We start from the raw sequence: 22,436 nt of genomic DNA, 5'->3' as shown, positions 1-22,436 counted from the left end.
GCCTCCTCTGATAGGAGGCCGACGAGATGCCGGCCTGCTGGGCTGGAGCGCCTTTGATACAACCGTGTGATGACGGACACACCCGTCTCACTGTGAGACGGCGCACAAGTTTGTTGACGTGAACCCGCGATGCAGGCGTCGGTTCGACGGTCGGGGGACGGCGGGAAACGGCTGCGGGCGTCCGCGAGGCGTCAGCGTATCGCCTGGTAGGTGGCCGTTTCGAAGTCGAGGTAGTGCCGCAATGCGGGCGGGTCGCCGAACGGGAAGAGCTGGGTCGCCCAGAAACCGGCGACACCGGTCGCGGGGTCGATCCAGTAGTAAAGGTTGGCCAGTCCGGCCCACGCCGACGACCCGGCCCGACGTCCGGTGGGGGCGTCAGCGTCGTTGACCATGAACGCCAGCGACCACGACTTGGGCAGGCCGGGGAAGAACTCGATGTCGTGGGAGAGCGCCGGCTTCACGCCGGGCAGCATCCGCACCGACAGGTCGCCGAGCTGACCGCGGGTGGCCTCGGCGACGGTCTCCGGCGCCAGGATCTGCTCGCCGGAATCCGAGGTGCCGCCGCGCAGCCATATGCGGCAGAACGCGAGGTAGTCGCGGACCGTCGAATACAGTCCCTGGCCGCCCATCTGGACCTCCGGGTCCGTGGGCTGGGCGAACCGATGGTTCGGTGTGAGGGTCCCGTCCGGCTTGCGACGGTGCATCACCGCGCGGCGCTCGCGTTGGTCGGTGGACAGCGCGAAGCCGGTATCGGACATGCCGAGTGGGCTGAAGAGGTCTTCGCTCATCACGTCACCGAGGCGGGCTCCGGTGACGGCCTCGATGACCAGGCCCACCCAGTCGATGTTGCTCCCGTACTCCCAAGCCGTTCCCGGATCGAACAGCAGTGGTGTGGTGAGGGCATCCATCGTGGCGGTGGAGATGTCGGGCATCCGCCCGTCGCGGGACAGTCGCGCGTAGGTCTCGTTGAAGAAGTCGTAGCCGAAACCCGCTGTGTGGGTGAGCAATTGGCGGGTCGTGAGGTCGGTCTCCGGTGCCCGCAAACGCGGTTCGCCATTGTCCTCGAAACCCTCGATGACCCGGACCAACCCGAGCAGCGGCACGTACTCGCGGGCGGGTGCGTCGAGGTCGAGCCGACCCTGCTCGACGAGTTGCAACGCGACCGTCGCGGTGATGGCCTTCGTCGCGGAGAAGATCGCGAACACCGAGTCGGTGGTCATCGGGGTGGAGTCGTCGTCGATCGACCGCAGGCCCGCCGACCCCAGGTAGACGTCATCCGTGTCGGTGGTGACACCCGCGACCACGCCCGGAACGCGGTCGTCGCCGGAGGTCGCTGCGGCGAGCACGTCGTCGAGGGTGGACGCCAATTTCCGGGGATCGATCGTCGGTGTGCTCATGCCGTGGAGTCTACGAGTCGCTGCCGACAGCGCCGACGAACCGACCGAGTCGGCGGAGCCCCTCCGACAATTCGTCGGCCGACGCCGAATACGACAGGCGGATATGGGTGTCCGCGGTCTGCTCGCCGAAGTCCATTCCGGGTGTCAGGGCCACGTGTGCCTCGCGCAACGCGCGATCGCAGAACTCGCCTGCGGTCAGCCCCGTTCCGGACACGTCGACGTAGACGTAGAACGCGCCGTCGGGAACGACCGGCACCGGCAGCCCGATGCGGTCAAGTCCTTCGAGGACGAGCTCGCGACGGATGCGGTACTCCTCGCGGCGCGCCTCGGCCAGCGCCAGCGACGCCGGGGTGAAGCACGCCAGTGCCCCGAACTGAGCGGGGGTCGGTGGGCAGATGTAGTAGTTCTGGGCGAGTCGTTCGAGCACCGGCACCAGTTCGTCGGGCACGATGCACCAGCCCAGTCGCCAGCCGGTCATCCCGAAGTACTTGGAGAAGCTGTTGATGACGATCGCGCCGGGGTCGGCGGTCAGGATGCTGCGCGGCCCCGTGCCGTCGGGTGCCGGGTCGGACAGACCCAGGTAGATCTCGTCGACGATCCGCCAGCCGCCGCGTGCCTCCACGTCGGTGCACAACCGCAACAGTTCGTCGAAGGGGATCGAGGTCCCGGTCGGGTTCGACGGTGTCGCCACCATCACGCCCCGGGTGTCGGACGACCAGGCCTCGTCGACGAGGTCGGCGGTCAGTTGATACCGGGTGGCCGGGGACGTGCCGACCAGCCGCACCCGCGCGCCGAAGCTCTCCGCGAACCGCCGATTGCACGGGTAGGACGGGTCCGCGACCAGCACCTCGTCACCGGGATCGATGAGCGCCGCGCAACACAGCAGCAGCGCCGCCGACGCACCCGACGTCACCACCACGCGATGCGGGTCGACGGCGGCACCGAAGTGGTCGCGGGTGAAATCGGCGATCGCGGCACGCAACTCGGGCAGACCGAGCGCCCCGGTATAGGTCAGCGGACGGCCGTCGGTGAGGTCGGCGACCGCGGCGAGAAACGCGGGCGGTGCACCGAAGTCGGGCTCGCCGATGCTGAGCTTCACCACGTGGTGCCCGTCTGCCTCCAACTCGGCGGCCCGTTTGCCGAACTCCATCGCGTAGAACGGCGTGACGGCCTCGGCACGCTGGGAGATCTTCATGGGGCCCATTGTCGCCGATGGCCGTCACGCCGGGAGTCAGGCGGCGTCAGACGCGGTCGAACGTGTCCGGGTCGGGTCCGCGACGACGGTCCTTGTTGAGTCCGTCGATCGCCGCCATGTCCTCGGGCGACAACTCGAAGTCGAACAGGGCGAAGTTCTCCTCGACCCGCGAGCATGTCACCGACTTCGGGAACACGATGTCGCCGCGCTGGATGTGCCAGCGCAACGTCACCTGAGCCGTGCTGCGGCCCTTCTCGGCGGCGATCTTCGCCAGGACGGGGTCGTCGAGGACATCGCCCTGGGCGATCGGGGACCACGCCTCGGTGGCGATTCCGTGGCGAGAATTGAACTCCCGCAACGGGTTCTGTGTCAGGTAGGGATGCACCTCGATCTGGTTGACCGCCGGCACGACGTCGGTCTCGGCGAACAGGCGCTCGAGGTGGTGCTGCTGGAAGTTGGACACACCGATCGCACGGGTTTTGCCGTCGGCGAGGAAGCGCTCCAGCGCCTTCCAGCGGGGGACGAAGTCGCTGACCGTGGGCAGCGGCCAGTGGATGAGGAACAGGTCGATCTGCTCGAGACCGAGGTCGGCGAGGGTCTGATCGGCGGCGCGCAGGGCATCGTCGTAGGACGAGAACTTGTTGTTGAGCTTGCTGGTGACGAACACGTCGGACCGGTCGAGGCCGGACTTCGCGACCGCGGCACCCACGCCCTTTTCGTTTCCGTACATCTCCGCGGTGTCGATGTGCCGATAACCCACCTCGAGTGCGGTGAGCGTCGCCGCCTCCGTCTCCGCCGGCGGGATCTGGAACACCCCGAATCCGAGCTGCGGGATCTCGACGCCATTGTTGAGAGTGATTGCGGGAACTGACATGTGGTGCATCTCCTTATCTGTGGGGGGTGGATCAGGGGATCAGGACGAACTTGCCGCGCGGGTGGGCGGTGGCCAGCTCGGAGAGCGCGGTGGGTGCCTCGGCGAGCGGGAAGGTCTTGGCGACCTCGGTGACGAGCGCACCGGCGGCCGCGTCGGCGATGAGGCCGTCGATGGCGGCCGCGCGGTTGGTCTTGCTCTGCGAGCTGCTGCCATTGATCAGCACGATCCCGTCGGCGGCGCGGCCGAAGCCGGCGATGCTGACGATCTTTCCTGGGTTGTCGACCAGTTCGAGCGACACGTCGATGGCCTCGTCGGTGCCGACGGTGTCGAGGACCGCGGTGATCGGGCCGGGCGCGGCCCCGCGCACCCGGTCGAGGAGTCCGTCACCGTAGGTGACGGCGATCGCGCCCAGCGCACGCAGGTGATCCTGGTTGGCGGCACCTGCGGTGGCGACGACGGTGGCTCCCGCACCGACCGCGAGTTGCACCGCGATCGACCCGACGGCACCCGAACCGCCATGGACGAGAACAACATCGGATGCAGTGACATCGGCGGTCCGGACCAGGTCGGCGGCGGTGACACCCACCAGCAACAGACCCGCGGCGTGCGCAACGTCGAGGGTGGCGGGCCGCGGATGGATGGCGGCGGCATCGGCGAGCAGGGTGTCGGTGTATGCGCCGACAGCGCGGTAGACGATGACATCGTCGCCGACCGAGATCGGACCGCGTGTGGTTGCGGCGCCGTCACCGACCGCGGTCACCACACCGGCGGCCTCAAAACCGATCGGAAGTGGGAGACGGGACTCGTCGGCACCCATCTGTCCGGTGACCGTCTTGTAGTCGGCCGGGTTCATACCGATCGCCTGTGGGCGGACGATCACCTGTCCGGGGCCGGGTGGTGGGACGTCGACGTCGATGAGGCGAAGCACATCAGCCGGGTCCCCGTATGCGGTTGCGACGTATCTACGAGCCATGTGTGGTGCAAGGGCATCGCCGCCGCGGCTATTCCGCGTCGGTGTCGACGGGTCAATCGGACAATTCGGATCAGCCCAGCGCACGCCGGGTGAGTTCGGCGATCTCCTCGGAGAAAGCGACCAGCGTCACGGTGTCGATCGCGGTGCGCATTGCGGAGATCACCGACACCTGCTGCGCGACGGCGTCGTCGAGGGGCCAGCCGTAGGCGCCACTCGAGATCAGTGGGAAGGCGATGGAACGAGCGCCGAGGAACTCGGCCAACCGCAGGCTGCGCGAGTAGCAGGCACGCAGGATCTCGGTGCGATCCTCCCGCGCCGAGTAGACGGGTCCGACGGTGTGGACGACCCAGCGGGCGGGCAGGTCTCCGGCGGTGGTGGCGACGGCGGCGCCGGGCTCGAGGCCCGACGGGAGCGTCGTCTCACGCAGCAGCCGGCACTCGCGGAGAATTTCCGGGCCACCGGCACGGTGGATTGCGCCGTCGACGCCGCCCCCGCCGAGCAGCGACGAGTTGGCGGCGTTGACGATCGCGTCCACCCGCTGGGTGGTGATGTCACCGCGGACGACGGCGATGGCGGTCATGCAGGCCAGCGTAGGCGGGGGTCAGCTGAAGGTCGGTCCGTTCGGGCCCGACGAGTTCTTCGATTTCTGCCGCCAGAGCATCAGGCCGCCGTAGATCGCGAGCCCGATCAGCGCGATCCAGAACAGTCCTTTCAGGAGCGGTCCGATCATGCACAGGGCCAGCAGCGCCACGGCGATGATGCCGAGCACCTTCCAGAAGCCGAGGCCGGAGTTGGTGGATGTGGGGTTGGGTGTTGGTGTTGTCATGACTCCACAATGCCTGTCTGTTCGGAGAAAATCACCTGTTCAGAGCCTATTTCGGGGAAAGATCAGGGGTATCCCTGAGAGTGTCGCCGGGGTCGGTCGGCCCGATGTCGGGGCAGTTCGACGGGTTCGGTGTAGGAGCAGCCGAGCAGGCCCGGTTCGGCGAATCCGCAGCGATCCCGGAACCAGGCCACGGTGATCTCGGCGATGCGCTGCCGCGAGCGGGTGATCAGGTACCCGTGGGTGCAGTCGTCGAAACGCTCGTCGTAGAACCAGATGTCGAGGATCTCGCGGTTGACCCGTTGGCGGGTCAGCAGCGGCGTCGACATCATCACCATGGACAGCCGGATCAGGTAGGCGCCACCGAGTGCGTGGATCTGGACGCAGTCCGCGTCGTCCGCGTCGTCGAGGACATGGGCCGGCCCGAGGTCGAGTACAGCGACGGGCGGCATCGACTCGAGCGACTCGACGAGCCATGCCTCCATGCCTGTCCAGTCGGAGACGATGGGCGTTTCCTGCGGGTGTTCGTGCGGCTGGTTCACCGGGCGCACCTCCTGTGTCGGGGTCACCTGCAGTGAATCATCGGGTACCGACAAACTGTTCGGCCGCGCACGGCAGGATGGTGGCGTGCCGATTCCCGAGTTCATCCGTCGCCTCCGCGAACACGTCGGCCATGATCCGCTGTGGCTGTCCGGGGTCAGTGCCGTGGTGCGTGATGCCGATGGCCGAATCCTGCTGACCCGGCGTGTCGACACCGGTCAGTGGGCGATCGTCTCGGGGGTGCTCGAGCCGGGCGAGGAACCGGCCCGGGCGATCACCCGCGAGATCGGCGAGGAGACCGGGATTCGAGCCGAGGTGATCCGGTTGACCAGCATCGACGTGACCCCGCTCGTCACCTATCCGAACGGTGATCAGACCCGGTACCTCGACGTGTGCTTCCTGGCCCGGCACGTCTCGGGGGAGCCGCATCCCGCCGACGACGAGAACACCGATGTCGCCTGGTTCGGCGTCGACGAGATCCCCGCCGATCTCGCCGACACGTCCCGGCTACGGATCGACAAGGCGTTGCGCGACGACGAGGCCGCCTGGTTCCGGCGATGAACCGTCACGACCGCGCCGAGCGCCGACCGTGGTGGCGATCGCGACGTGGTGCGGGCCGGCCGGTCGCGGCGAACACCTCAAGGATCTCGCCCAACCGCGCACGCTGCGTGATCACACGTCAATAATTGTCGCCTGATCACGCAGAATGCTCACTTGGGCGGATCGCCGTCGGGGCAGGCCGGCGAAGCCGCGGGTCGGGTCGCGATCAGCGTCGGTCGGGCACCCCGACCAGCTCGGACGGCGCTTCGCCGGAGGCGTCGGCGGCGATGGCCGCGAGTTCTTCACCGAGCGACTCGCGGGTGGTGTCTCCGGGCGCCTCGGCGGCCGAACTCTTCCCGCCGGTGAACAGCGAGAACACCGCACCGAGCAGGCAGCACACCAGCGCGAAGGTGAATGCGGCGGTCAGGCCGTCGGCGAACGGATCCGAGATCAGGTGTGGGAAGAAGTCCAGACCCGTGAGGTGTTCGACGCTGGCCTGCGGCAGTGACGACGCATGCCCGGCGAGCAACTGCTGGATCGGGTTGTAGCCGAGGAACGCGGCGAACAGGATGCCGACGGTCGGCAGGTGCGCCAAGGTGTTCGCCTGGTCGGCGGGCAGACCGTTGGCGGTCAGGCCGCTGAGCATCGCGGTCGGCAGGTGTGCGCTCAGTCCGGCGATCATCAGCGAGAAGAACATGCCGATGGACAGCACCATCGCGGCGTTCTGGAACGTCGTCATCATGCCCGCACCCGAGCCGCGGGACGTGACCGGCAGGCTGTTCATCACCTCGGCGCGGTTGGGCGAGGCGAACAGGCCCATGCCGATGCCGTTGATCAGCAGGATCACCGCGAAGACCGGGTAGGCGAAGTTGACCGGGATCGCGATCAGGGCGGCGAAGGTGCCGGCGGTGATCAGCATGCCGCTGGTGGTGAACCACTTGGTGCCGAGCTTGTCCGAGAGCGCACCGGACACCGGGGCGGAGATGAGGAAGCCGATCGTCATCGGGACCATGTAGATGCCTGCCCACAGCGGGGTGCGTGAGTAGTCGTAGCCGTGCTGCGGCAGCCAGATGCCCTGCAGCCAGATGATCAGGATGAACTGCAGACCACCGCGGCCGATGGAGGCCATCAGGTTGGCGGCGTTGCCGAACGCGAAGCTGCGGTTACGGAACAGCGAGAGTTCGAACAGCGGGCTGTCGACCTTGGTCTCGATGTAGGCGAACAGCGCCAGCATCACCATGCCGCCGATGAGGCCGGTCAGCACCCACGGGTTGGACCACCCCATGTTGGAGTCGCCGTAGGGCTGGATGCCATAGGTGATGGCGATGAGGATCGAGATGAGCCCGATCGCGAAGGTCAGGTTGCCCCACCAGTCCATCTTCGCCTTCTTGCGGACGCCCGTGTCACGCAGCTTCAGGTAGGCCCAGATGGTGCCGACCACACCGAAGGGCACCGACACGAGGAAGATGTAATGCCACTGGATCGGCGCGAGGACACCACCGACGAGCAGGCCGAGGAACGAGCCGGCGATCGCGGCGACGCCGTTGATGCCCATCGCCAGGCCACGTTGGTTGGCGGGGAATGCGTCGGTGAGGATGGCCGAGGAGTTCGCCATCAGGAACGCGCCGCCGACGCCCTGCACGATGCGCCAGAAGATCAGCCACATCGCGGCTTCGGGTCCGTCGAACCAGGTGATGGCCAGGAAGATCGACGAGACCGTGAAGATCGCGAATCCCATGTTGTACATGCGGGCGCGCCCGTACATGTCGCCGAGCCGGCCGAAGGACACCACCAGTACCGCGGTGACGACGAGGAAGCCCATCATCATCCACAGCAGGTAGCTGGTGTTCTGCGGTTCGAGGGGGTTGAGGTTGATGCCCTTGAAGATGTCGGGCAGGGCGATGAGCACGATCGAGCTGTTGATCGTCGCGATCAGCATGCCCAGGGTCGTGTTGGAGAGCGCTATCCACTTGTAGTGGGGATCATCGGTGGGCGCGGTCTGCGGCGCCGACGGTGCTGTTGTCATGAGAAGTCCTGTGAGAGTGGCGAGTTGGGATACCGGTCGGTGGGGCCGTGCGCGGACGGCCCGATACGGCTACGTCGTCCCGAGTGCGTCGGCGAGGATCGACAACCCCCGGCACACCGTGGCGCGGTCCTCGTCGTCGAGGCCCTCGATGGCGTCGGCGAGCAGGCGGGCTTTCTGGGAGCGTGCGCTGGCGATCACCTCGACGCCCTCCGCGGTGGGGCTGAGCAGCTTGGCCCGCCCGTCCTCGGGATCGGTGGTGCGCTCGATGTAGCCCTTCTCGTCGAGGGCCGCGACGATCCGGGACATGGTCGGCGCCGACACCGATTCCCGTTCGGCGAGTGCGGAGAGCCGGATCGGGGCGTTGTTGATGATGGTCCACAGCGCGGCCGCGACGCCTGCGCTGAGGTTGCCGTTGCCGCCGCGGATGCGCATCGTGCGGTTGATCCGGGTCAGCAGGTGGTACAGGGTGGCGACGTCGGCCGAGGTGCCCAGATCGTCGACAGCGGAGACGGACGTCATCGGCGCGACCTTTCGATGGAGGTTTGTTGTGAACTGCAACCATTATTAGTTGCTTGATGCTAAGTAAGCGAATCGTAAAGAGATCATGAGGACCGTTATCGGATCGTGAGGTGATCTCGGCTCGGCCACGAATGGACGCGATCTCGGCGTCAGAAGCCCTCGGGCAGGTCGCGCGCGCGTAGCGTCGCCGATCACCAGGGATGAACACACTGCGCGACCGCGCGGAGACGGAGGAGTCATGCTCGGACTGGGGATCATCGGGTGGATCATCATCGGCGGCCTCGCCGGATGGATCGCCAGCAAGATCATGAAAACCGATGCACAGCAGGGAATTCTGCTCAACATCGTGGTCGGCGTCATCGGCGGCTTCCTGGGTGGGTGGATTCTCAGCCTGTTCGGTGTCGACGTCGCCGGCGGCGGTCTCATCTTCAGCTTCCTGACCTGCCTCGCCGGGGCGTGCCTGCTGCTGTGGATCGTCGGCCTGATCCGGGGGCGCAGCCGAACCCGCGTCTGACCGTTCACGCCGAACGCCGTCCGTGATCCCCGCACATCGGGAAGAACGGACGGCGTTCGCATTGTTGGGCCGAGGAGAGCAACGACGCCGAGCAGAAGGAGACCGGGTATGACACGGGTGGCGATCATCGGAGGACACGGCAAGATCGCGCTGCGGGCGGCTCGCCTGCTGGCCGACCGGGGTGACCAGGTCACCTCGATCATCCGCAACGACGCGCATGCCGACGACGTCTCCGCCGCGGGTGCGACACCCGTGGTCGCCGACGTCGAGACGCTCGACACCGCCGGACTGGCCTCGGTGCTCGCGGGTCACGACGCCGTCATCTGGTCGGCGGGGGCCGGTGGTGGCAACCCCGACCGCACATACGCGGTGGACCGCGACGCCGCCATCCGATCGATGGACGCCGCCGGCTCGGCCGGCATCGGACGCTACGTGATGGTCTCCTACTTCGGCGCCGGACCCGACCACGGTGTCGCGCAAGACAACTCGTTCTTCCCGTACGCGCAGGCCAAGGCCGATGCTGACGAGTATCTGCGCGCCACGTCGCTGAACTGGACGATCCTCGGGCCGAGCCGTCTCACCGACTCGCCCGGGAGCGGCTCGATCCGGGTCGGCGGCTCGCGCAGCGCGTCCAGCGAGGTCAGCCGCGGCAATGTGGCCGCGGTGATCGCGGCCGTACTCGACGACGCCGACACGTATCGCACGACCATCGAGTTCGACGACGGCGAGGTGCCCATCGCGGACGCGCTGCCCTGACGGTGCTGTACCTGACGGCTCTCTACCTGACGGTCCTGCCCTGACGGTGCTGTACCTGACGGCTCTGGCCTGACGGTCCTGCCCTGACGGTCCTGGCCTGACGGTCCTGCCTGACGGTCCTGCCCTGACGGCTCTGGCCTGACGGCTCTGCCCGGACGGCTCTGCCCTGACGGCGGTCGGTCACCCGGCGATAATCGCCGGGTGACCGAGGCATCGATGACACCGACGCGGGAACTGCTCGACGCGTTGCGCGCGATCGTCGGCGAGCACCATGTGCTGACCGACGCCGACGCGACCGCCGGGTACCTCAGCGACTGGACCGGGCGGTGGACCGGCCAGGCGGACGCCGTCGTGCGGCCGCGGACCACCGACGAGGTGGCAGCCGCTGTCGCGGCCTGCGCCGCCGCCGGAGCGGTCGTGTGTACGCAGGGCGGCAACACCGGGCTCGTCGGCGGGTCGGTGCCACCGATCGGCCGGCTCGACGGCCGCCCGGTCGTCCTGCTGAGCACCGCCCGGATGACCGACATCGACGACGTCGACATCATGGGCCGCTGCGTCGGCGCGCAGGCGGGCGCGACCATCGACGCCGTCGATCGGGTCGCGCAGCACCACGGCCTCATGTTCCCGGTCGACCTCGCCGCCCGGGACTCGGCGACCGCGGGCGGGGTGGTGGCCACCAACGCGGGCGGCATCCGGATGATCCGGCACGGCAACACCCGCGCCCAACTGCTCGGGATCGAAGCCGTCCTCGCCGACGGCCGCGTGCTGCGACGCTGGACCTCGCTGGTGAAAGACAACGTCGGATACGACCTTCCGGGTCTGCTCGCGGGCAGCGAGGGCACCCTCGCGGTCATCACCCGCGTGCTGTTCCGCCTCGTCGCGCCGCCGTCGGCCAGCACCGTCCTGGTGGCCGGGGTGGCACGGATCGACGACGCGATCGGTCTGCTGGGGCAGGCGGGTTCGGCCGGTCTGATCATCGAGGCCGCCGAGATCATGACCGACGACGGCGTGTCGCTGGTCGCGGCACACGGCCTGCGCCGGCCGCTGGCCACCGCGGCCCCGTTCTACGTCCTCCTCGAGGTGTCGGGAACCGGCGACACCGAGGGCATCGTGCTCGACGTCCTGGAGAACGCGGACGGCATCGTCGACGCCGTCGTCGAACCCGGGCCCGCCCGGGCGTTGTGGGCGCTGCGCGAGCAGCACACCGAGTCCATCGCGCGATCGACCACCACACCGGTGGTGAAACTTGATGTCTCCGTACCGATTCGGTCGCTGTCGGCAGCGATCGCCGAACTGTCGGCGATTCCCTCCGGCCTCGATCATCCGTGCCGGCCGATCCTGTTCGGCCACATCGGCGACGGCAATATCCACGTCAATCTGCTCGACGTGCCCGAGAACGACGTGGCCGACGTCACGGCCCGCGTGTTCGGCATCGTCTCGGCCCACGGCGGTAGCATCAGCGCTGAACACGGAATCGGTCGCGCCAAGGCGGCGTGGACTCACCTCGGTCGCAGCGACGTCGACCGTTCCACAATGCGCGCGATCAAGGACGCGCTTGATCCAGCCGGACTGCTCAATCCGGGCGTGATCTTCGGCTGACCGCCGCACGCACCCGGTCGCCCCCTGAACCGTCACCGAAATTTCGCTTGGCGGACCCGCGAGTAGCCCCTAGGCTGGCCCGATTCCCTGAACCGATCGGAGCCCCCATGACATCGATCAGCACCACCGGAGTCCGCACCACCCTGCCGCGGGTCCGCGACTTTCATCCCAGCGACGTCGACGGCATCGTCGATCTCTGGGAGCGCGTCTCCCGGCCGACTGGCACCGCGGTCTACGCGTTGTCCGAGGTCCTGACCTCCTGCCATCAGGACCACGCGCTGGTGGCGGTCGACGAGCACGACCGGGTCGTCGGCGCCATCGTCGGACGGGCGGCGCACGCCCAGGGCTGGATCGTCTTCTTCGCCGTCCTGCCGAGCCGATCGGACTCGCAGACCGGTGCCGCGTTGCTGTCGGGCCTGGCGCGACGGATGGCGCCTCTCGGACTCGCGCGGCTCTCGGCGCTGGTCGCCGACGAGGAGGCCCGATTCGACGACTATCTGCGCGACGGCTACCACGTCAAGCAGAACCTCCGGTACCTCGAACGGCCGGTCACCGTGACCGCGACCGAGTTGTCGGCGCTGCGTGAACTCGGTGGACGAGCGCTGCCCGACGACCTGTGGGACGCGATGGGCGGCATGCGACGGGAGAAGGAGTTGCTGGAGCTGCGCCTGATCACCCCGCTCACCGAACCCGAGCTCGCCGTGCGGTGCGGGGTGGTCCCACCGCGCGCGGTGATGCTGTTCGGTCCGCCGGGCACCGGCAAGACGACCTTCGCCAAGGCAGTCGCCTCGCGTCTGGGCTGGTCGTTCATCGAGGTGTTCCCGTCCCGTCTGGCCGACGGCGCGCCCAGTGTCGCCGCCGGACTGAGGGAGACGTTCAGCCGGATCGCCGAACTCGACCACGTCGTGGTGTTCATCGACGAGGTCGAGGAGATCGCGGCGCACCGGCAGGGTGAACCGCCGTCGCCGACCCAGGGCGTCACCAACGAACTGCTCAAACTGATCCCCGAGTTCCGTTCCGAGCCGGGGCGCCTGCTGATCTGTGCGACCAACTTCATCCGTGCCCTCGACTCCGCGTTCCTGCGACACGGACGGTTCGACTACGTCATCCCGATCGGTCTGCCCGACGACGAGGCGCGGACGGCCATCTGGGAGCGGTTCCTGCCGCCGGCCGCCGAGGACGTCGCCGTCCCCGATCTGGTGCGCTCCAGCGACGGATTCACGCCGGCCGACATCGAATACGCCGCGCGCCGGGCGGCGCAGAGCTCGCTGGAGCGTTCGCTGGCGGCGGGTGCCGGGTTCGTGGTCGGACCCACCACGCAGGACTATCTCGACGCGCTGGCGGAGACGCGGGCGACGGTGTCACCCGAGGTGGTCGCCGATTTCCTCGAGGACATCGACCGCATCGCGCGGTTGTGATCGGGAGTGGTCTCGATGCAGTCGTCGCAAGCTCCGCCCGATCCGAAGAGTCTCCCGACCCGCTGGTCGAGTGAGCGCCGGGGGTCTCCCCACCCGCTGATCGGGTGAGCGAGAAGGGTCTCCCCACCCGCCGATCGAGTGAGCGAGAAGGGTCTCCCCACCCGCCGATCGAGTGAGCGAGAAGGGTCTCCCCACCCGCTGATCGAGTAAGCGAGTGAGCTTGCGAGCGAGCGCATCGAGATCTCGCCGCGGTGGTCTCGATGCAGTCGTCGCAAGCTCCTCCTTTACTCGACCGGCGGAGGGGGTTGCCGCGAGATGCGTTCTAGAGCGCGCCGATCACCGCCGACGACTCGACCGGCTCGGAGAACATCGGGAAGTCGAAGCTGATCGCGTTGTCGTGCTCGGCCACCGACGTCGCCGCCGTGCAATCGGTCAGCGTGATGACGCGGTAGCCGTTCTCGTAGCCTGTCCGCATCGTCGACTCGACACAGCAGTTGGTGAGGAAGCCGGCGAGGACGATCGTCGTGATGCCCTTGCTGCGCAGGATGAAATCGAGGTTGGTGCTCGCGAAGGTGTCCAGGCCGCGTTTGCCCTCGATGACGATGTCGCCGGCGGCGGGTGCGAGGTCGTCGACGATCGCGGCACCCCACGTGTCCTTGACGAAGGCGTTGCCGTCGACGACACCCTTGAGGATGCCGTACGGATGCCGGGTCAGCTCGCCGTAGCCGGGGGCGAAGGTGATGGGGACATGCATGACGGTCACGCCCGCCGCGCGGGCTTTCTCGACGAGCCCGACCGTGTTGGTGAGCATGCCGGTCTTCTCCATCACCTCCGCGACCGCGTCGTGCAACACGCCGCCGTCGCTGGCGAACTCGTTCTGGAACTCGATGAGCACCAGCGCGGTGGTGGCCGGGTCGAGGGTCAGGGTCTCGGACATGGTCGTTCCTTTGGGTCGTCGTGCCAGCGGTGAGCTGCGCCACAGCGATTGAATCACTTTCGTCGAGTCGTCGGGCAGTGCTCGCCGAATCCTGAGACGATGCTCTCGTGACGACCGACGAGGTGCCGCGCGACGAACTGGCCGGACTGGCACACCGGTGCGGGGTGGCCACGAGCTACGTGGGATGGGATCAACAAGAACACCAGGTGAACTCGGAAACGATTGTCTCCGTGCTGGGTTCGCTCGGCATCGCGGCGGCGACCGCCGACGAGATCGCGGCCGCGTACACCGAACTCGACGACGAACCGTGGCGGCGCACCCTCCCGCCGGTCATCGTGGCGGTCGAGGGATCCGGGGCGTCGTTTCCCGTCCATGTCCCGCACTGGGATCCGGTGTACGTGCGGATCACCACGGAGAACGAACGCATTCTGGAACCCGTCCAGCTCGACGTCTGGACCGAGCCGCGACACGTCGACGATGCGCTGATCGGACGGGCCACCTTCGAGGTGCCGCGCGACCTCGAACCCGGCTATCACACCGTCAGCGCGCACAACCCGCACGGTGAGCTGACGGTGGAGACCGCGCTCATCGTCACGCCGCGTCGTCTGTCGACCGCGGAGAAACTGACCGACGGTCAGCGGTGGGGACTGGCCGCGCAGCTCTATTCGGTCCGGTCGGCCAAGTCCTGGGGTGTCGGCGACTTCGCAGACCTCGCGCAGATCTGCGAGGTGGCGGCGTCCGCCTACGGCGCCGACTTCGTCCAGGTCAACCCGCTGCACGCGGCGCAACCGAAACCGCCGATCGAGTCGTCGCCGTACCTGCCCGTCACCCGTCGGTTCCTCAATCCGCTCTACATCCGCGTCGAGGACATCCCCGAGGTCGCCACGCTGCGCAAGAAGGACCGCAAGGCGATCGCGGCGACCGCCCGCACGTTCTTCGACGAGAACATCTCGCCGTCGAAGATCAAGCGCAACAAGGTGTTCCGGGCGAAGCTGGCGGCGCTCGAGATGGTGTTCGCGCAGCCGAGAACCGAGCGACGCGAGCACGAGTACCTCGCCTTCCGGAAACGGGAGGGCAAGGGTCTTCAGGGATTCGCGACGTGGTGTGCGTTCGCCGAGCGGTACCGCGAGGACTCGCCGAAGTGGTCGAAACTGCTGCACGACAAGGAGTTCGCCAAGAAGAAGCGCCGGGAGCTGGCCGATCGGGTGGAGTTCCACACGTGGCTGCAGTGGATCTGCGACGAGCAGCTCGCCGCGGCGCAACACGCTGCGCTGTCGGCGGGCATGTCGATAGGGATCATCGCCGACCTCGCCGTCGGGGTCGCGCGGCACAGCGCCGACGTGTGGACCCTCGGCGACGTCCTCGCGTCCGGGGCGACCGTCGGCGCACCCCCGGACGGTTTCAACCAGCAGGGCCAGGGCTGGGATCAGCCGCCGTGGCACCCGCGCAAACTCGCCGAGGCCGCATACGTGCCGTACCGCGACATGCTGCGCACGGTGCTGCGGCACGCCGGCGGTCTGCGGGTCGATCACATCCTCGGACTGTTCCGGCTGTGGTGGATCCCCGACGGCAAGGGTCCGGCCGACGGCACCTACGTCCACTACGACCACGACGCCCTCATCGGCATCCTGGCGCTCGAGGCACAGCGCGCCGGGGCGGTGGTGATCGGCGAGGATCTCGGGGTGTTCGAGCGGTATGTGCAGGAAGCGTTGGGGCACAGAGGGATTCTGGGTACGTCGATTCTCTGGTTCGAACACGGACCGTATGCGCCGATCCCTCCCGAGGCGTACCGCGCGCTGTGTCTGACGTCGGTGACCACCCACGACCTGCCGCCCACGCTCGGTTATCTGCACGGCGACCACATCGCTCTGCGCGCGCAACTGGGCCTGCTGGAATCCGGGGAGGATGCCGAGCGGGTCCGTGACGCGCGGGACCGCGACGCGGTCCTCGCGATGGCCAGGGACCGAGGGTTGTTGTCCGACGGTGTGCCACTGACGGATCCGGCCACCGTCGACGCGCTCTACCGGCTGATCGCGGCGAGTCCGTCGGTGTTGCTGGGTGTCGCCCTCGTCGACGCGGTCGGGGAGCGGCGCATCCAGAATCAGCCCGGAACCAACGCCGACCAGTACCCGAATTGGTGTATCCCGCTGGCCGATTCGGATGGGAACGTGGTCCTGGTGGAGGACCTGGCGAGCAACGCGCGGTTCGCCGAACTCGTCGCCGCCCTCGCCGAATCCGGCGTCGGCGGCGGACACTGAAGGGGTTGAGATGCACATTGCGGGAAAGGTTTTCGTCGTCACCGGGGCCGGCAACGGAATCGGCCGGGAGGTGGCCAGGCAACTCCTCGCCGGCGGTGCGCATGTCGCCGGCGGCGACCTGAGCGCCGACGGACTCGCCGAGACCGGCCGGATCGCGGACGCCGGAGACCGGTTCTCGGCCCACGTCGTCGACATCACCGATCGGCCGTCGGTCGACGATCTGAGGTCGGCAGCCATTGCCGCCCACGGCCCGATCGACGGCCTGGTGAACGTGGCCGGCATCATCCAGCGATTCGTCAAGGTCATCGATCTGCCCTACGAGGACATCGACAAGGTGATGGCGGTGAACTTCTGGGGTGTCGTGCACATGTGCAAGGCATTCCTGCCCGACCTCGTCGAGCGGCCCGAGGCGTCCCTCGTCAACGTCGCCAGCATGGGCGCCTACGTCCCGGTGCCGGGACAGGCGGCCTACGGGGCGTCGAAGGCGGCCGTGATGCTGCTGACCGAGGCGCTGTACGCCGAACTCCTCGACACCAACGTGACCGTGACGGCGATCTATCCGGGCGCCATCGACACCGGAATCGCCGAGCATTCCGGGGTCGAGCTGGCGGCCGACGCGGTGGCCTCCGACCACAAGATGACCAGTCCGGCCGACGCCGGTGCGGCCATCGTGAAGGCCATCGAGAAAGGCAGATATCGGGCGACCATCGGCTCGGATGCCGCACTGATGGACAAACTCTCGCGGCTCAGTCCGAAGTTCGCCTCACGCCTGATCGCCCGGCAGATGAAAGAGCTGCTCGACTGAGGGGGTTCACCGCATACGCCGGGACTCGAACACCGTGAGCGCCAGCGCGATCAGCGCGAGCACACCGACCGCGATGTTGAACACGATGCCCGAGGTCCGCAGACCCCAGTGCGCAGCGGCGATGCCCTCACCGACGATCGGGATGGAGATCGCCACGTAGGCGACCACGAAGTACGTGGAGGTGATCTCCGCGCGGCGGTTGATCGGGCTGGCCGTGACGACGGCGGCGAGTCCCTTGGAGAAGGAGAGCCCCTGGCCGGTGCCGGCCACCAGCGCCCCGATGACCAGCACCGCGAATGACGCCGTGAGCAGCCCGACGGTGACGACCGCGACCCCGACGACCAGGACCGCACATCCGACGATGAGTGCCCGCTCGGTCGGCTGTGAGCGGCCCAGGATCTGGGCGATCACCGAGGCCAGGAACAACATCGACACCAGGAGTCCGGTGAGGGCATGACTCTCGATGCCGACGATGTGCGACACGAAGGACGGCGCCACCGCAGTGAACGTGCCCATCACCGCGAACCCGGCAAACGCGGCGATCGACGCCCGGACGAACACCGAGCGCACCTCGGATGGCACCGACAGGCGCTGGACCGTGAGCCGTGCGCCCGGAGTCACCGCCACCGGCTCGGCGAGGAACCAGATCCCGACGATCGCGATCGCCAGCAGCGCCAGATCCAGCGCGAACGGTAAGCGCAGCGGAGCCGGCGCGAATTGCGCGAGCAGCCCCGCCACCAACGGGCCCAGCCCCAGGCCACCGATGTTGGCCGCGGTGGCCAGCGCCGGCGCCCGATGCCGCCAGCTCCGCGGCGCCAACTCGATGACCGCCGGTGTCGCCGCACCGGCATAGATTCCGGCGGACAGGCCCGACAGCACCCGTCCGAGCATCAGCTGCCACACCGGGCCCGCGGTCAGGAACACCACGGCGCTCACGGCCGAGAGCACCGCACCGGCCAGCAACAGCGGCCGGCGCCCGATGATGTCGGACCACCGGCCGAACAGGATCAGCGCCGCGATCACGCCCGCGGCGTACACCGCGAAGATCACCGTCGTGGTGGTCACGCCGAAACCCAGCTCCGACGAGTAGATCGAATAGAGCGGCGTCGGCAGTGTGGTGCCCAGCATGACGACGGTGAACGCGAAGATCGCGGTGCCGAACGCGCGGGGGCTCGCGGCGGTGCGTACGGCGGTCTGCTCGTGCGCGGCGACGCCGTCGGGCGGCGCGGGTCTCCTCAGCGGCATACCCACAGGCAGCGTTCGGCGTGGGGGCGGTATTCCGAGGGTGCGGTGGTACCGATCGACGGGGGCGCGTGCACCGGGGACACGTATAGGCGCATTGACCTGCACCGGTGCAGGTCGTCACCCGTATCCGGGTCCCCTGTGTATGTGTCGAAAGACTGGCCGATCGGGCAGGTGGCCGCGGCGTCGCGTGCACGCCTGCCGACCCACCACGACGCGCGATCGGCCGCCGTAGAATCTCAGGTCATGCGCGCATGGGCGGTCAGCAGTCCCGGTCCGATCGAGCAGCGGCCGTTGGAGTTCGTCGACAAGCCGGTGCCGACGCCGGGTCCCGACGAACTACTCATCCGGGTGCTCGCCTGCGGAGTGTGCCGCACCGATCTGCACGTCAGCGAGGGCGATCTGCCGGTACGCCGTGCGCACGTCACGCCCGGGCACGAGGTGGTCGGTGAGGTCGTCGACTCCGGAGCGGACGCCGGCGACGTGGAGATCGGTGCGCGCGTCGGCGTGGCGTGGCTCCGGCGCACCGACGGAACGTGCGAATACTGTCGGCGGGGGAGCGAAAACCTCTGTCCGGCATCGCAATACACCGGGTGGGATGCCGACGGCGGTTATGCCGAATACACCACGGTGCCCGCCGCCTTCGCCTACCGGCTGCCCGACGACATCGACACCGTCGCCGCCGCGCCGCTGCTGTGCGCCGGCATCATCGGCTACCGCGCACTCAAACGGGCCGGCCGTCCCGACGACTCCGACCTCGGTTTCGCCGTTCCGAAACGCTTGGGGCTCTACGGGTTCGGCGGCAGCGCCCACCTGTGTGCGCAGGTCGCGCTGGCCCTCGGCGCCCGCGTACATGTGCTGACCCGCGGCGCGCAGGCGCGCGAGCTGGCGCTGTCCCTCGGCGCCGCGTCGGCCGGCGACGCCTACGACGAACCACCGGAACCGCTCGACGGGGCGATCACCTTCGCGCCGGTGGGGGAGCTGGTGCCGGTGGCCATGCGGGCGCTGGACCGCGGGGGTGTGCTGTCCATCGCCGGCATCCACCTGTCCGACACCCCACCCCTGAACTACGAGCGGGAACTGTTCTACGAGAAGGAGATCCGCTCGGTCACCGCCAACACCCGCGACGACGGGCGCGAATTCCTGGCGCTCGCGGCGCGGTACGGAGTACGGGCCACCACCCATCCGTACCCGCTGTCGGCCGCGCAGGACGCCCTGATCGACCTCAAGGCCGGCCGCTTCGACGGCGCCGCGGTGCTCGTCCCGGACTGACCGGGGAGACCTCGGATCACACGGGCTCGAGCAACTCCGGACCGTTGTTGGCGACCCGGTTCACCAGTGGCGCCACCTCACGAATGTCGATCTGCTCGGCGATCGCCTCGGTCGGCGGCGCGAACAGGGTCGTCGGCGCCACGTGATCCGGATCGAGCCAGGCGTCCCAGCTGTCGAACGGCATGATCAACGGCATCCGATCGTGCACCTCGCGCAGATGGCCGACGGCGTCGGTGGTGAGGATCGAGCAACTCAGCAGCGGTGGCTCGTCACGGCCGGCGTCCTTCGGCCGCCACGCCGACCACAGGCCCGCCATGAACAGCCGCGTGCCGTCGTGCGGTGACATGAAGAAGGGGATCTTGGTCGGTTTGCCCTTGTCGTCGGCCGGTCCCTTGCGCCACTCGTACCATCCGTCCATCGGGATCAGGCAGCGCTTGGATTTCACCGCCGCCCGAAACGAGCTCTTCTCGCCGGCGGTTTCGGCCCGGGCGTTGAACAGCAGCGGACCCTTGCCCACCTCCTTCGCCCAGGGCGGGACGAGTCCCCAGCGCATCGCCCGGACACGCAGGGCCGGATCGTCGTCGGGATCGTCGGGGGCGTGTCGCTTGACCACCGTCATGATCGTCGTGGTCGGCGCGACGTTGTAGTTGGTGCCGGGCGATCGGGGGCCGGCGTCTTTCGCGGCCGAGTCGGCGTCGGAGCCGCCGGCCGCCGGATCCAGCGGCACCGGCACCTCGTTGACCGCGTCGATCTCCGCCGCGAGCTTCGCCGGGTCCGTCGTGACCGCAAATCGTCCGCACATGCCGACCATCGTTCCACGGACCCCCGACAGCGGGCAGATCACCAGGTCGGTGGCCGATGCCCGGTCAGGTCGCGATATCGGCGACCACCGCACCGGTGATCGCGACCAGATCGGCCGGGGCCAGTTGGACCTCCAGGCCGCGACGACCCGCGCTGCACAGCACCTGCGGCCACTGCAGCGCCGACTCGTCGATCACGGTCGGCAACGGGGTGCGCTGGCCGATCGGGGAGACCCCGCCGAAGACATATCCGGTGGAGCGGGTCACCGCCTTCTCGTCGGCCATCGCGGCCTTTCCGGCTCCCGGGACCGTGTCGCTCAACGCCGCCGTCGCCGCTTTGAGCGACAACCGCTTCGGCACCGGGACCACGGCGACCGCCAGCGAACCGCCCAGATCGATGACGAGGGTCTTGAAGACCTGCTCGGCGCTCACCCCGAGCTTGGCGGCCGCAGCGACCGCCTCGTCTCCGTACGCTTCGTTGCGCGGGTCGTGGGTGTATCGATGCACGGTGTGCTCGATGCCCGCGCGTTCGAGCGCGCTGATCGCCGGGGTCGCGGCCATGTGGGCTCACATCCTTTCGTGTCGTCCTCGGTGTCGCCGTCGTGGATGGAACATTTGCCGCGGGCGGGCTGTTGAGTCGGGTGGCGCCGCCGCCGAAGTCCAGGTTATTGCCCCGGGCCTCCCGGTCGGGCGCCGACGGTTCCCGATTCGGAAAGGTTGGTCGATCACCCACATGAGCGTGACCGGACTGCTCGCACCCACCCCGCCGACCCTCCAGGTCCCCGACCGGCCCGACACCGGCTCCGATGCCGCATCGGTAAGCTGGATCGACAGCGCACACACGGCGCCCGACCCGCGTTGGGTCATCGAGGCGCCGTCGACCCCCGCGCACACCGTGACCGAAGGGATCGTAGTGGCCGAACCCGAAGCACCTGATCAGAAGCCGACCGGCGCCGGTTCCGCCGCCCCCGATCGCACCGATCCCGCCGAGACCCCCGAGCAGCTGACCGAACGGTTCGAGCGCGACGCCCTGCCGCTGCTCGACCAGATGTACGGGGCAGCGCTGCGGATGACCCGCAATCCCGCCGACGCCGAGGACCTGGTCCAGGAGACCTACGTCAAGGCGTTCTCCGCGTTCTCGTCGTTCCGCGAGGGCACCAACCTCAAGGCCTGGCTCTACCGCATCCTGACCAACACCTACATCAACGGGTACCGCAAGAAGCAGCGGCAACCCGCGCAGTATCCGACCGACGAGATCACCGACTGGCAGCTCGCGGCGACCGCCGAGCACACGTCGACCGGTCTGCGATCGGCCGAGATCGAGGCGCTCGAGGCGTTGCCCGACGACGACATCAAGGCCGCGCTGCAGGCCCTCCCGGAGGACTTCCGGATGGCCGTGTACTACGCCGACGTCGAGGGCCTGCCCTACAAAGAGATCGCCGAGATCATGGACACCCCCATCGGAACCGTGATGTCGCGGCTGCACCGCGGCCGTCGGCAACTTCGCGAACTGCTCGCCGACGTGGCTCGGGAGCGCGGATTCCTTCGGTCGCAGAGCGGATCGGAAAGCGAGGTGGCCCGATGAACGCCGGTGACGCGGACCCGGAATTCAGTCGGCTCGACTGCTCGGCGGTGATCGCCGACGTCTGGCTCCTGCTGGACAACGAATGTGATTCGGGTGCCCGGAGCCGACTCCAGTCGCACCTCGACGACTGCCCGTCGTGCTTCGCCCATTTCGGCATCGAGCAACAGCTCAAGGCGCTCATCAACCGCAAGTGCGGCGGCGAGCAGGCTCCCGAGGGACTGCGGGAGCGGCTGCGGGTCGAGATCCGCAAGACGGTCATCGTGCGCGAGTCGCACGGCGGCCCGTCGGCCTGACCACCGGCCACCGTCGAGGGAGAAATCCCGACGTGGGAGAATGATTCCCGCAACCAGCACAAAGGAGATC

General features: G+C 68.3%; 23 protein-coding genes. 10 read left to right on the top strand and 13 right to left on the bottom strand.

The genetic code is table 11. The features are described from left to right. Positions 1–191: 191 nt before the first annotated feature. From ACWDTI_RS14215 to ACWDTI_RS14185, 7 genes are all read right to left on the bottom strand, one after another. Complete coding sequence (locus ACWDTI_RS14215; protein ID WP_449738734.1) at positions 192–1,397, bottom strand: serine hydrolase domain-containing protein; 1,206 nt, start codon at positions 1,395–1,397, stop codon at positions 192–194. Between the two features lie 10 nt (positions 1,398–1,407). Then, entirely contained in the window at positions 1,408–2,592 is a 1,185-nt protein-coding gene (locus ACWDTI_RS14210; RefSeq protein ID WP_449738733.1) for an aminotransferase class I/II-fold pyridoxal phosphate-dependent enzyme, read from the bottom strand. 46 nt (positions 2,593–2,638) lie between these two features. Further along, positions 2,639–3,466: an aldo/keto reductase gene (locus ACWDTI_RS14205; protein WP_449738732.1), complete on the bottom strand. Its 828-nt coding sequence runs from the start codon at positions 3,464–3,466 to the stop codon at positions 2,639–2,641. A gap of 31 nt (positions 3,467–3,497) precedes the next feature. Further along, the gene (locus tag ACWDTI_RS14200) at positions 3,498–4,439 is read right to left on the bottom strand and encodes an NADP-dependent oxidoreductase (RefSeq protein WP_449738731.1); all 942 of its coding nucleotides are present in this window, start codon (positions 4,437–4,439) and stop codon (positions 3,498–3,500) included. A gap of 70 nt (positions 4,440–4,509) precedes the next feature. Then, positions 4,510–5,019 carry an O-acetyl-ADP-ribose deacetylase gene (locus ACWDTI_RS14195; protein WP_449738730.1) on the bottom strand — a complete coding sequence of 170 codons (510 nt, stop codon included), beginning with the start codon at positions 5,017–5,019 and terminating at the stop codon, positions 4,510–4,512. Positions 5,020–5,040: 21 nt separating this feature from the next. After that, positions 5,041–5,265 (bottom strand): hypothetical protein, encoded by a 225-nt coding sequence (locus tag ACWDTI_RS14190; protein WP_449738729.1) that lies wholly within the window; start codon positions 5,263–5,265, stop codon positions 5,041–5,043. Between the two features lie 62 nt (positions 5,266–5,327). Then, positions 5,328–5,804: a hypothetical protein gene (locus ACWDTI_RS14185; protein ID WP_449738728.1), complete on the bottom strand. Its 477-nt coding sequence runs from the start codon at positions 5,802–5,804 to the stop codon at positions 5,328–5,330. 85 nt (positions 5,805–5,889) lie between these two features. Here ACWDTI_RS14185 and ACWDTI_RS14180 point away from each other — a divergent pair, with 85 nt between their 5' ends. Continuing rightward, the gene (locus ACWDTI_RS14180; protein WP_449738727.1) at positions 5,890–6,363 is read left to right on the top strand and encodes an NUDIX hydrolase; all 474 of its coding nucleotides are present in this window, start codon (positions 5,890–5,892) and stop codon (positions 6,361–6,363) included. A gap of 205 nt (positions 6,364–6,568) precedes the next feature. On the opposite strand, the gene ACWDTI_RS14175 is transcribed toward ACWDTI_RS14180, so the two are convergent. Both ACWDTI_RS14175 and ACWDTI_RS14170 read right to left on the bottom strand, forming a co-directional pair. Beyond that, on the bottom strand, positions 6,569–8,368 hold the full coding sequence (locus ACWDTI_RS14175; protein ID WP_449738726.1) for an MFS transporter: 1,800 nt from the start codon (positions 8,366–8,368) through the stop codon (positions 6,569–6,571). 69 nt (positions 8,369–8,437) lie between these two features. After that, positions 8,438–8,887, bottom strand: coding sequence for a MarR family winged helix-turn-helix transcriptional regulator (locus ACWDTI_RS14170; RefSeq protein WP_449738725.1), 450 nt, complete (start codon positions 8,885–8,887; stop codon positions 8,438–8,440). Positions 8,888–9,125: 238 nt separating this feature from the next. Here ACWDTI_RS14170 and ACWDTI_RS14165 point away from each other — a divergent pair, with 238 nt between their 5' ends. From ACWDTI_RS14165 to ACWDTI_RS14150, 4 genes are all read left to right on the top strand, one after another. Next, positions 9,126–9,401, top strand: a complete 276-nt coding sequence (locus ACWDTI_RS14165) for a GlsB/YeaQ/YmgE family stress response membrane protein (RefSeq protein ID WP_449738724.1) — start codon at positions 9,126–9,128, stop codon at positions 9,399–9,401. A gap of 108 nt (positions 9,402–9,509) precedes the next feature. Further along, complete coding sequence (locus ACWDTI_RS14160; protein WP_449738723.1) at positions 9,510–10,157, top strand: SDR family oxidoreductase; 648 nt, start codon at positions 9,510–9,512, stop codon at positions 10,155–10,157. A gap of 216 nt (positions 10,158–10,373) precedes the next feature. Beyond that, a complete protein-coding gene (locus ACWDTI_RS14155; RefSeq protein WP_449738821.1) occupies positions 10,374–11,756 on the top strand; it encodes an FAD-binding oxidoreductase in 1,383 nt (460 codons plus the stop codon). A 107-nt stretch (positions 11,757–11,863) separates the two neighbouring features. Further along, on the top strand, positions 11,864–13,174 hold the full coding sequence (locus ACWDTI_RS14150) for an ATP-binding protein (RefSeq protein ID WP_449738722.1): 1,311 nt from the start codon (positions 11,864–11,866) through the stop codon (positions 13,172–13,174). 322 nt (positions 13,175–13,496) lie between these two features. On the opposite strand, the gene ACWDTI_RS14145 is transcribed toward ACWDTI_RS14150, so the two are convergent. Then, positions 13,497–14,111 (bottom strand): cysteine hydrolase, encoded by a 615-nt coding sequence (locus ACWDTI_RS14145; protein ID WP_449738721.1) that lies wholly within the window; start codon positions 14,109–14,111, stop codon positions 13,497–13,499. Between the two features lie 107 nt (positions 14,112–14,218). Between ACWDTI_RS14145 and malQ the strand changes: the two genes are divergently transcribed. Continuing rightward, positions 14,219–16,369 carry a 4-alpha-glucanotransferase gene (malQ, locus tag ACWDTI_RS14140; protein WP_449738720.1) on the top strand — a complete coding sequence of 717 codons (2,151 nt, stop codon included), beginning with the start codon at positions 14,219–14,221 and terminating at the stop codon, positions 16,367–16,369. Between the two features lie 10 nt (positions 16,370–16,379). After that, positions 16,380–17,174 (top strand): SDR family NAD(P)-dependent oxidoreductase, encoded by a 795-nt coding sequence (locus ACWDTI_RS14135; protein WP_449738719.1) that lies wholly within the window; start codon positions 16,380–16,382, stop codon positions 17,172–17,174. A 6-nt stretch (positions 17,175–17,180) separates the two neighbouring features. On the opposite strand, the gene ACWDTI_RS14130 is transcribed toward ACWDTI_RS14135, so the two are convergent. Then, positions 17,181–18,419, bottom strand: a complete 1,239-nt coding sequence (locus tag ACWDTI_RS14130; protein WP_449738718.1) for an MFS transporter — start codon at positions 18,417–18,419, stop codon at positions 17,181–17,183. A 243-nt stretch (positions 18,420–18,662) separates the two neighbouring features. Between ACWDTI_RS14130 and ACWDTI_RS14125 the strand changes: the two genes are divergently transcribed. Then, positions 18,663–19,688, top strand: a complete 1,026-nt coding sequence (locus tag ACWDTI_RS14125) for a zinc-binding alcohol dehydrogenase family protein (RefSeq protein ID WP_449738820.1) — start codon at positions 18,663–18,665, stop codon at positions 19,686–19,688. Positions 19,689–19,704: 16 nt separating this feature from the next. On the opposite strand, the gene ACWDTI_RS14120 is transcribed toward ACWDTI_RS14125, so the two are convergent. Together ACWDTI_RS14120 and ACWDTI_RS14115 are read right to left on the bottom strand one after the other, a co-directional pair. Further along, on the bottom strand, positions 19,705–20,490 hold the full coding sequence (locus tag ACWDTI_RS14120; protein ID WP_449738717.1) for an SOS response-associated peptidase: 786 nt from the start codon (positions 20,488–20,490) through the stop codon (positions 19,705–19,707). A 64-nt stretch (positions 20,491–20,554) separates the two neighbouring features. Then, positions 20,555–21,049, bottom strand: a complete 495-nt coding sequence (locus ACWDTI_RS14115; protein WP_449738716.1) for an aminoacyl-tRNA deacylase — start codon at positions 21,047–21,049, stop codon at positions 20,555–20,557. Positions 21,050–21,221: 172 nt separating this feature from the next. On the opposite strand from ACWDTI_RS14115, the gene ACWDTI_RS14110 reads away from it, so the two are divergent. Both ACWDTI_RS14110 and rsrA read left to right on the top strand, forming a co-directional pair. Then, entirely contained in the window at positions 21,222–22,073 is an 852-nt protein-coding gene (locus ACWDTI_RS14110; protein ID WP_449738715.1) for a sigma-70 family RNA polymerase sigma factor, read from the top strand. Then, positions 22,070–22,366, top strand: coding sequence for a mycothiol system anti-sigma-R factor (rsrA, locus tag ACWDTI_RS14105; protein WP_449738714.1), 297 nt, complete (start codon positions 22,070–22,072; stop codon positions 22,364–22,366). The genes ACWDTI_RS14110 and rsrA overlap by 4 nt, the downstream gene beginning before the upstream one ends. Positions 22,367–22,436: the final 70 nt, after the last annotated feature.

The sequence above is a fragment of the Gordonia sp. NPDC003424 genome (assembly GCF_053588655.1).
The sequence above is the reverse complement of the archived record's forward strand: the minus strand, read 5'-3'. Positions and strand labels throughout refer to the sequence as shown.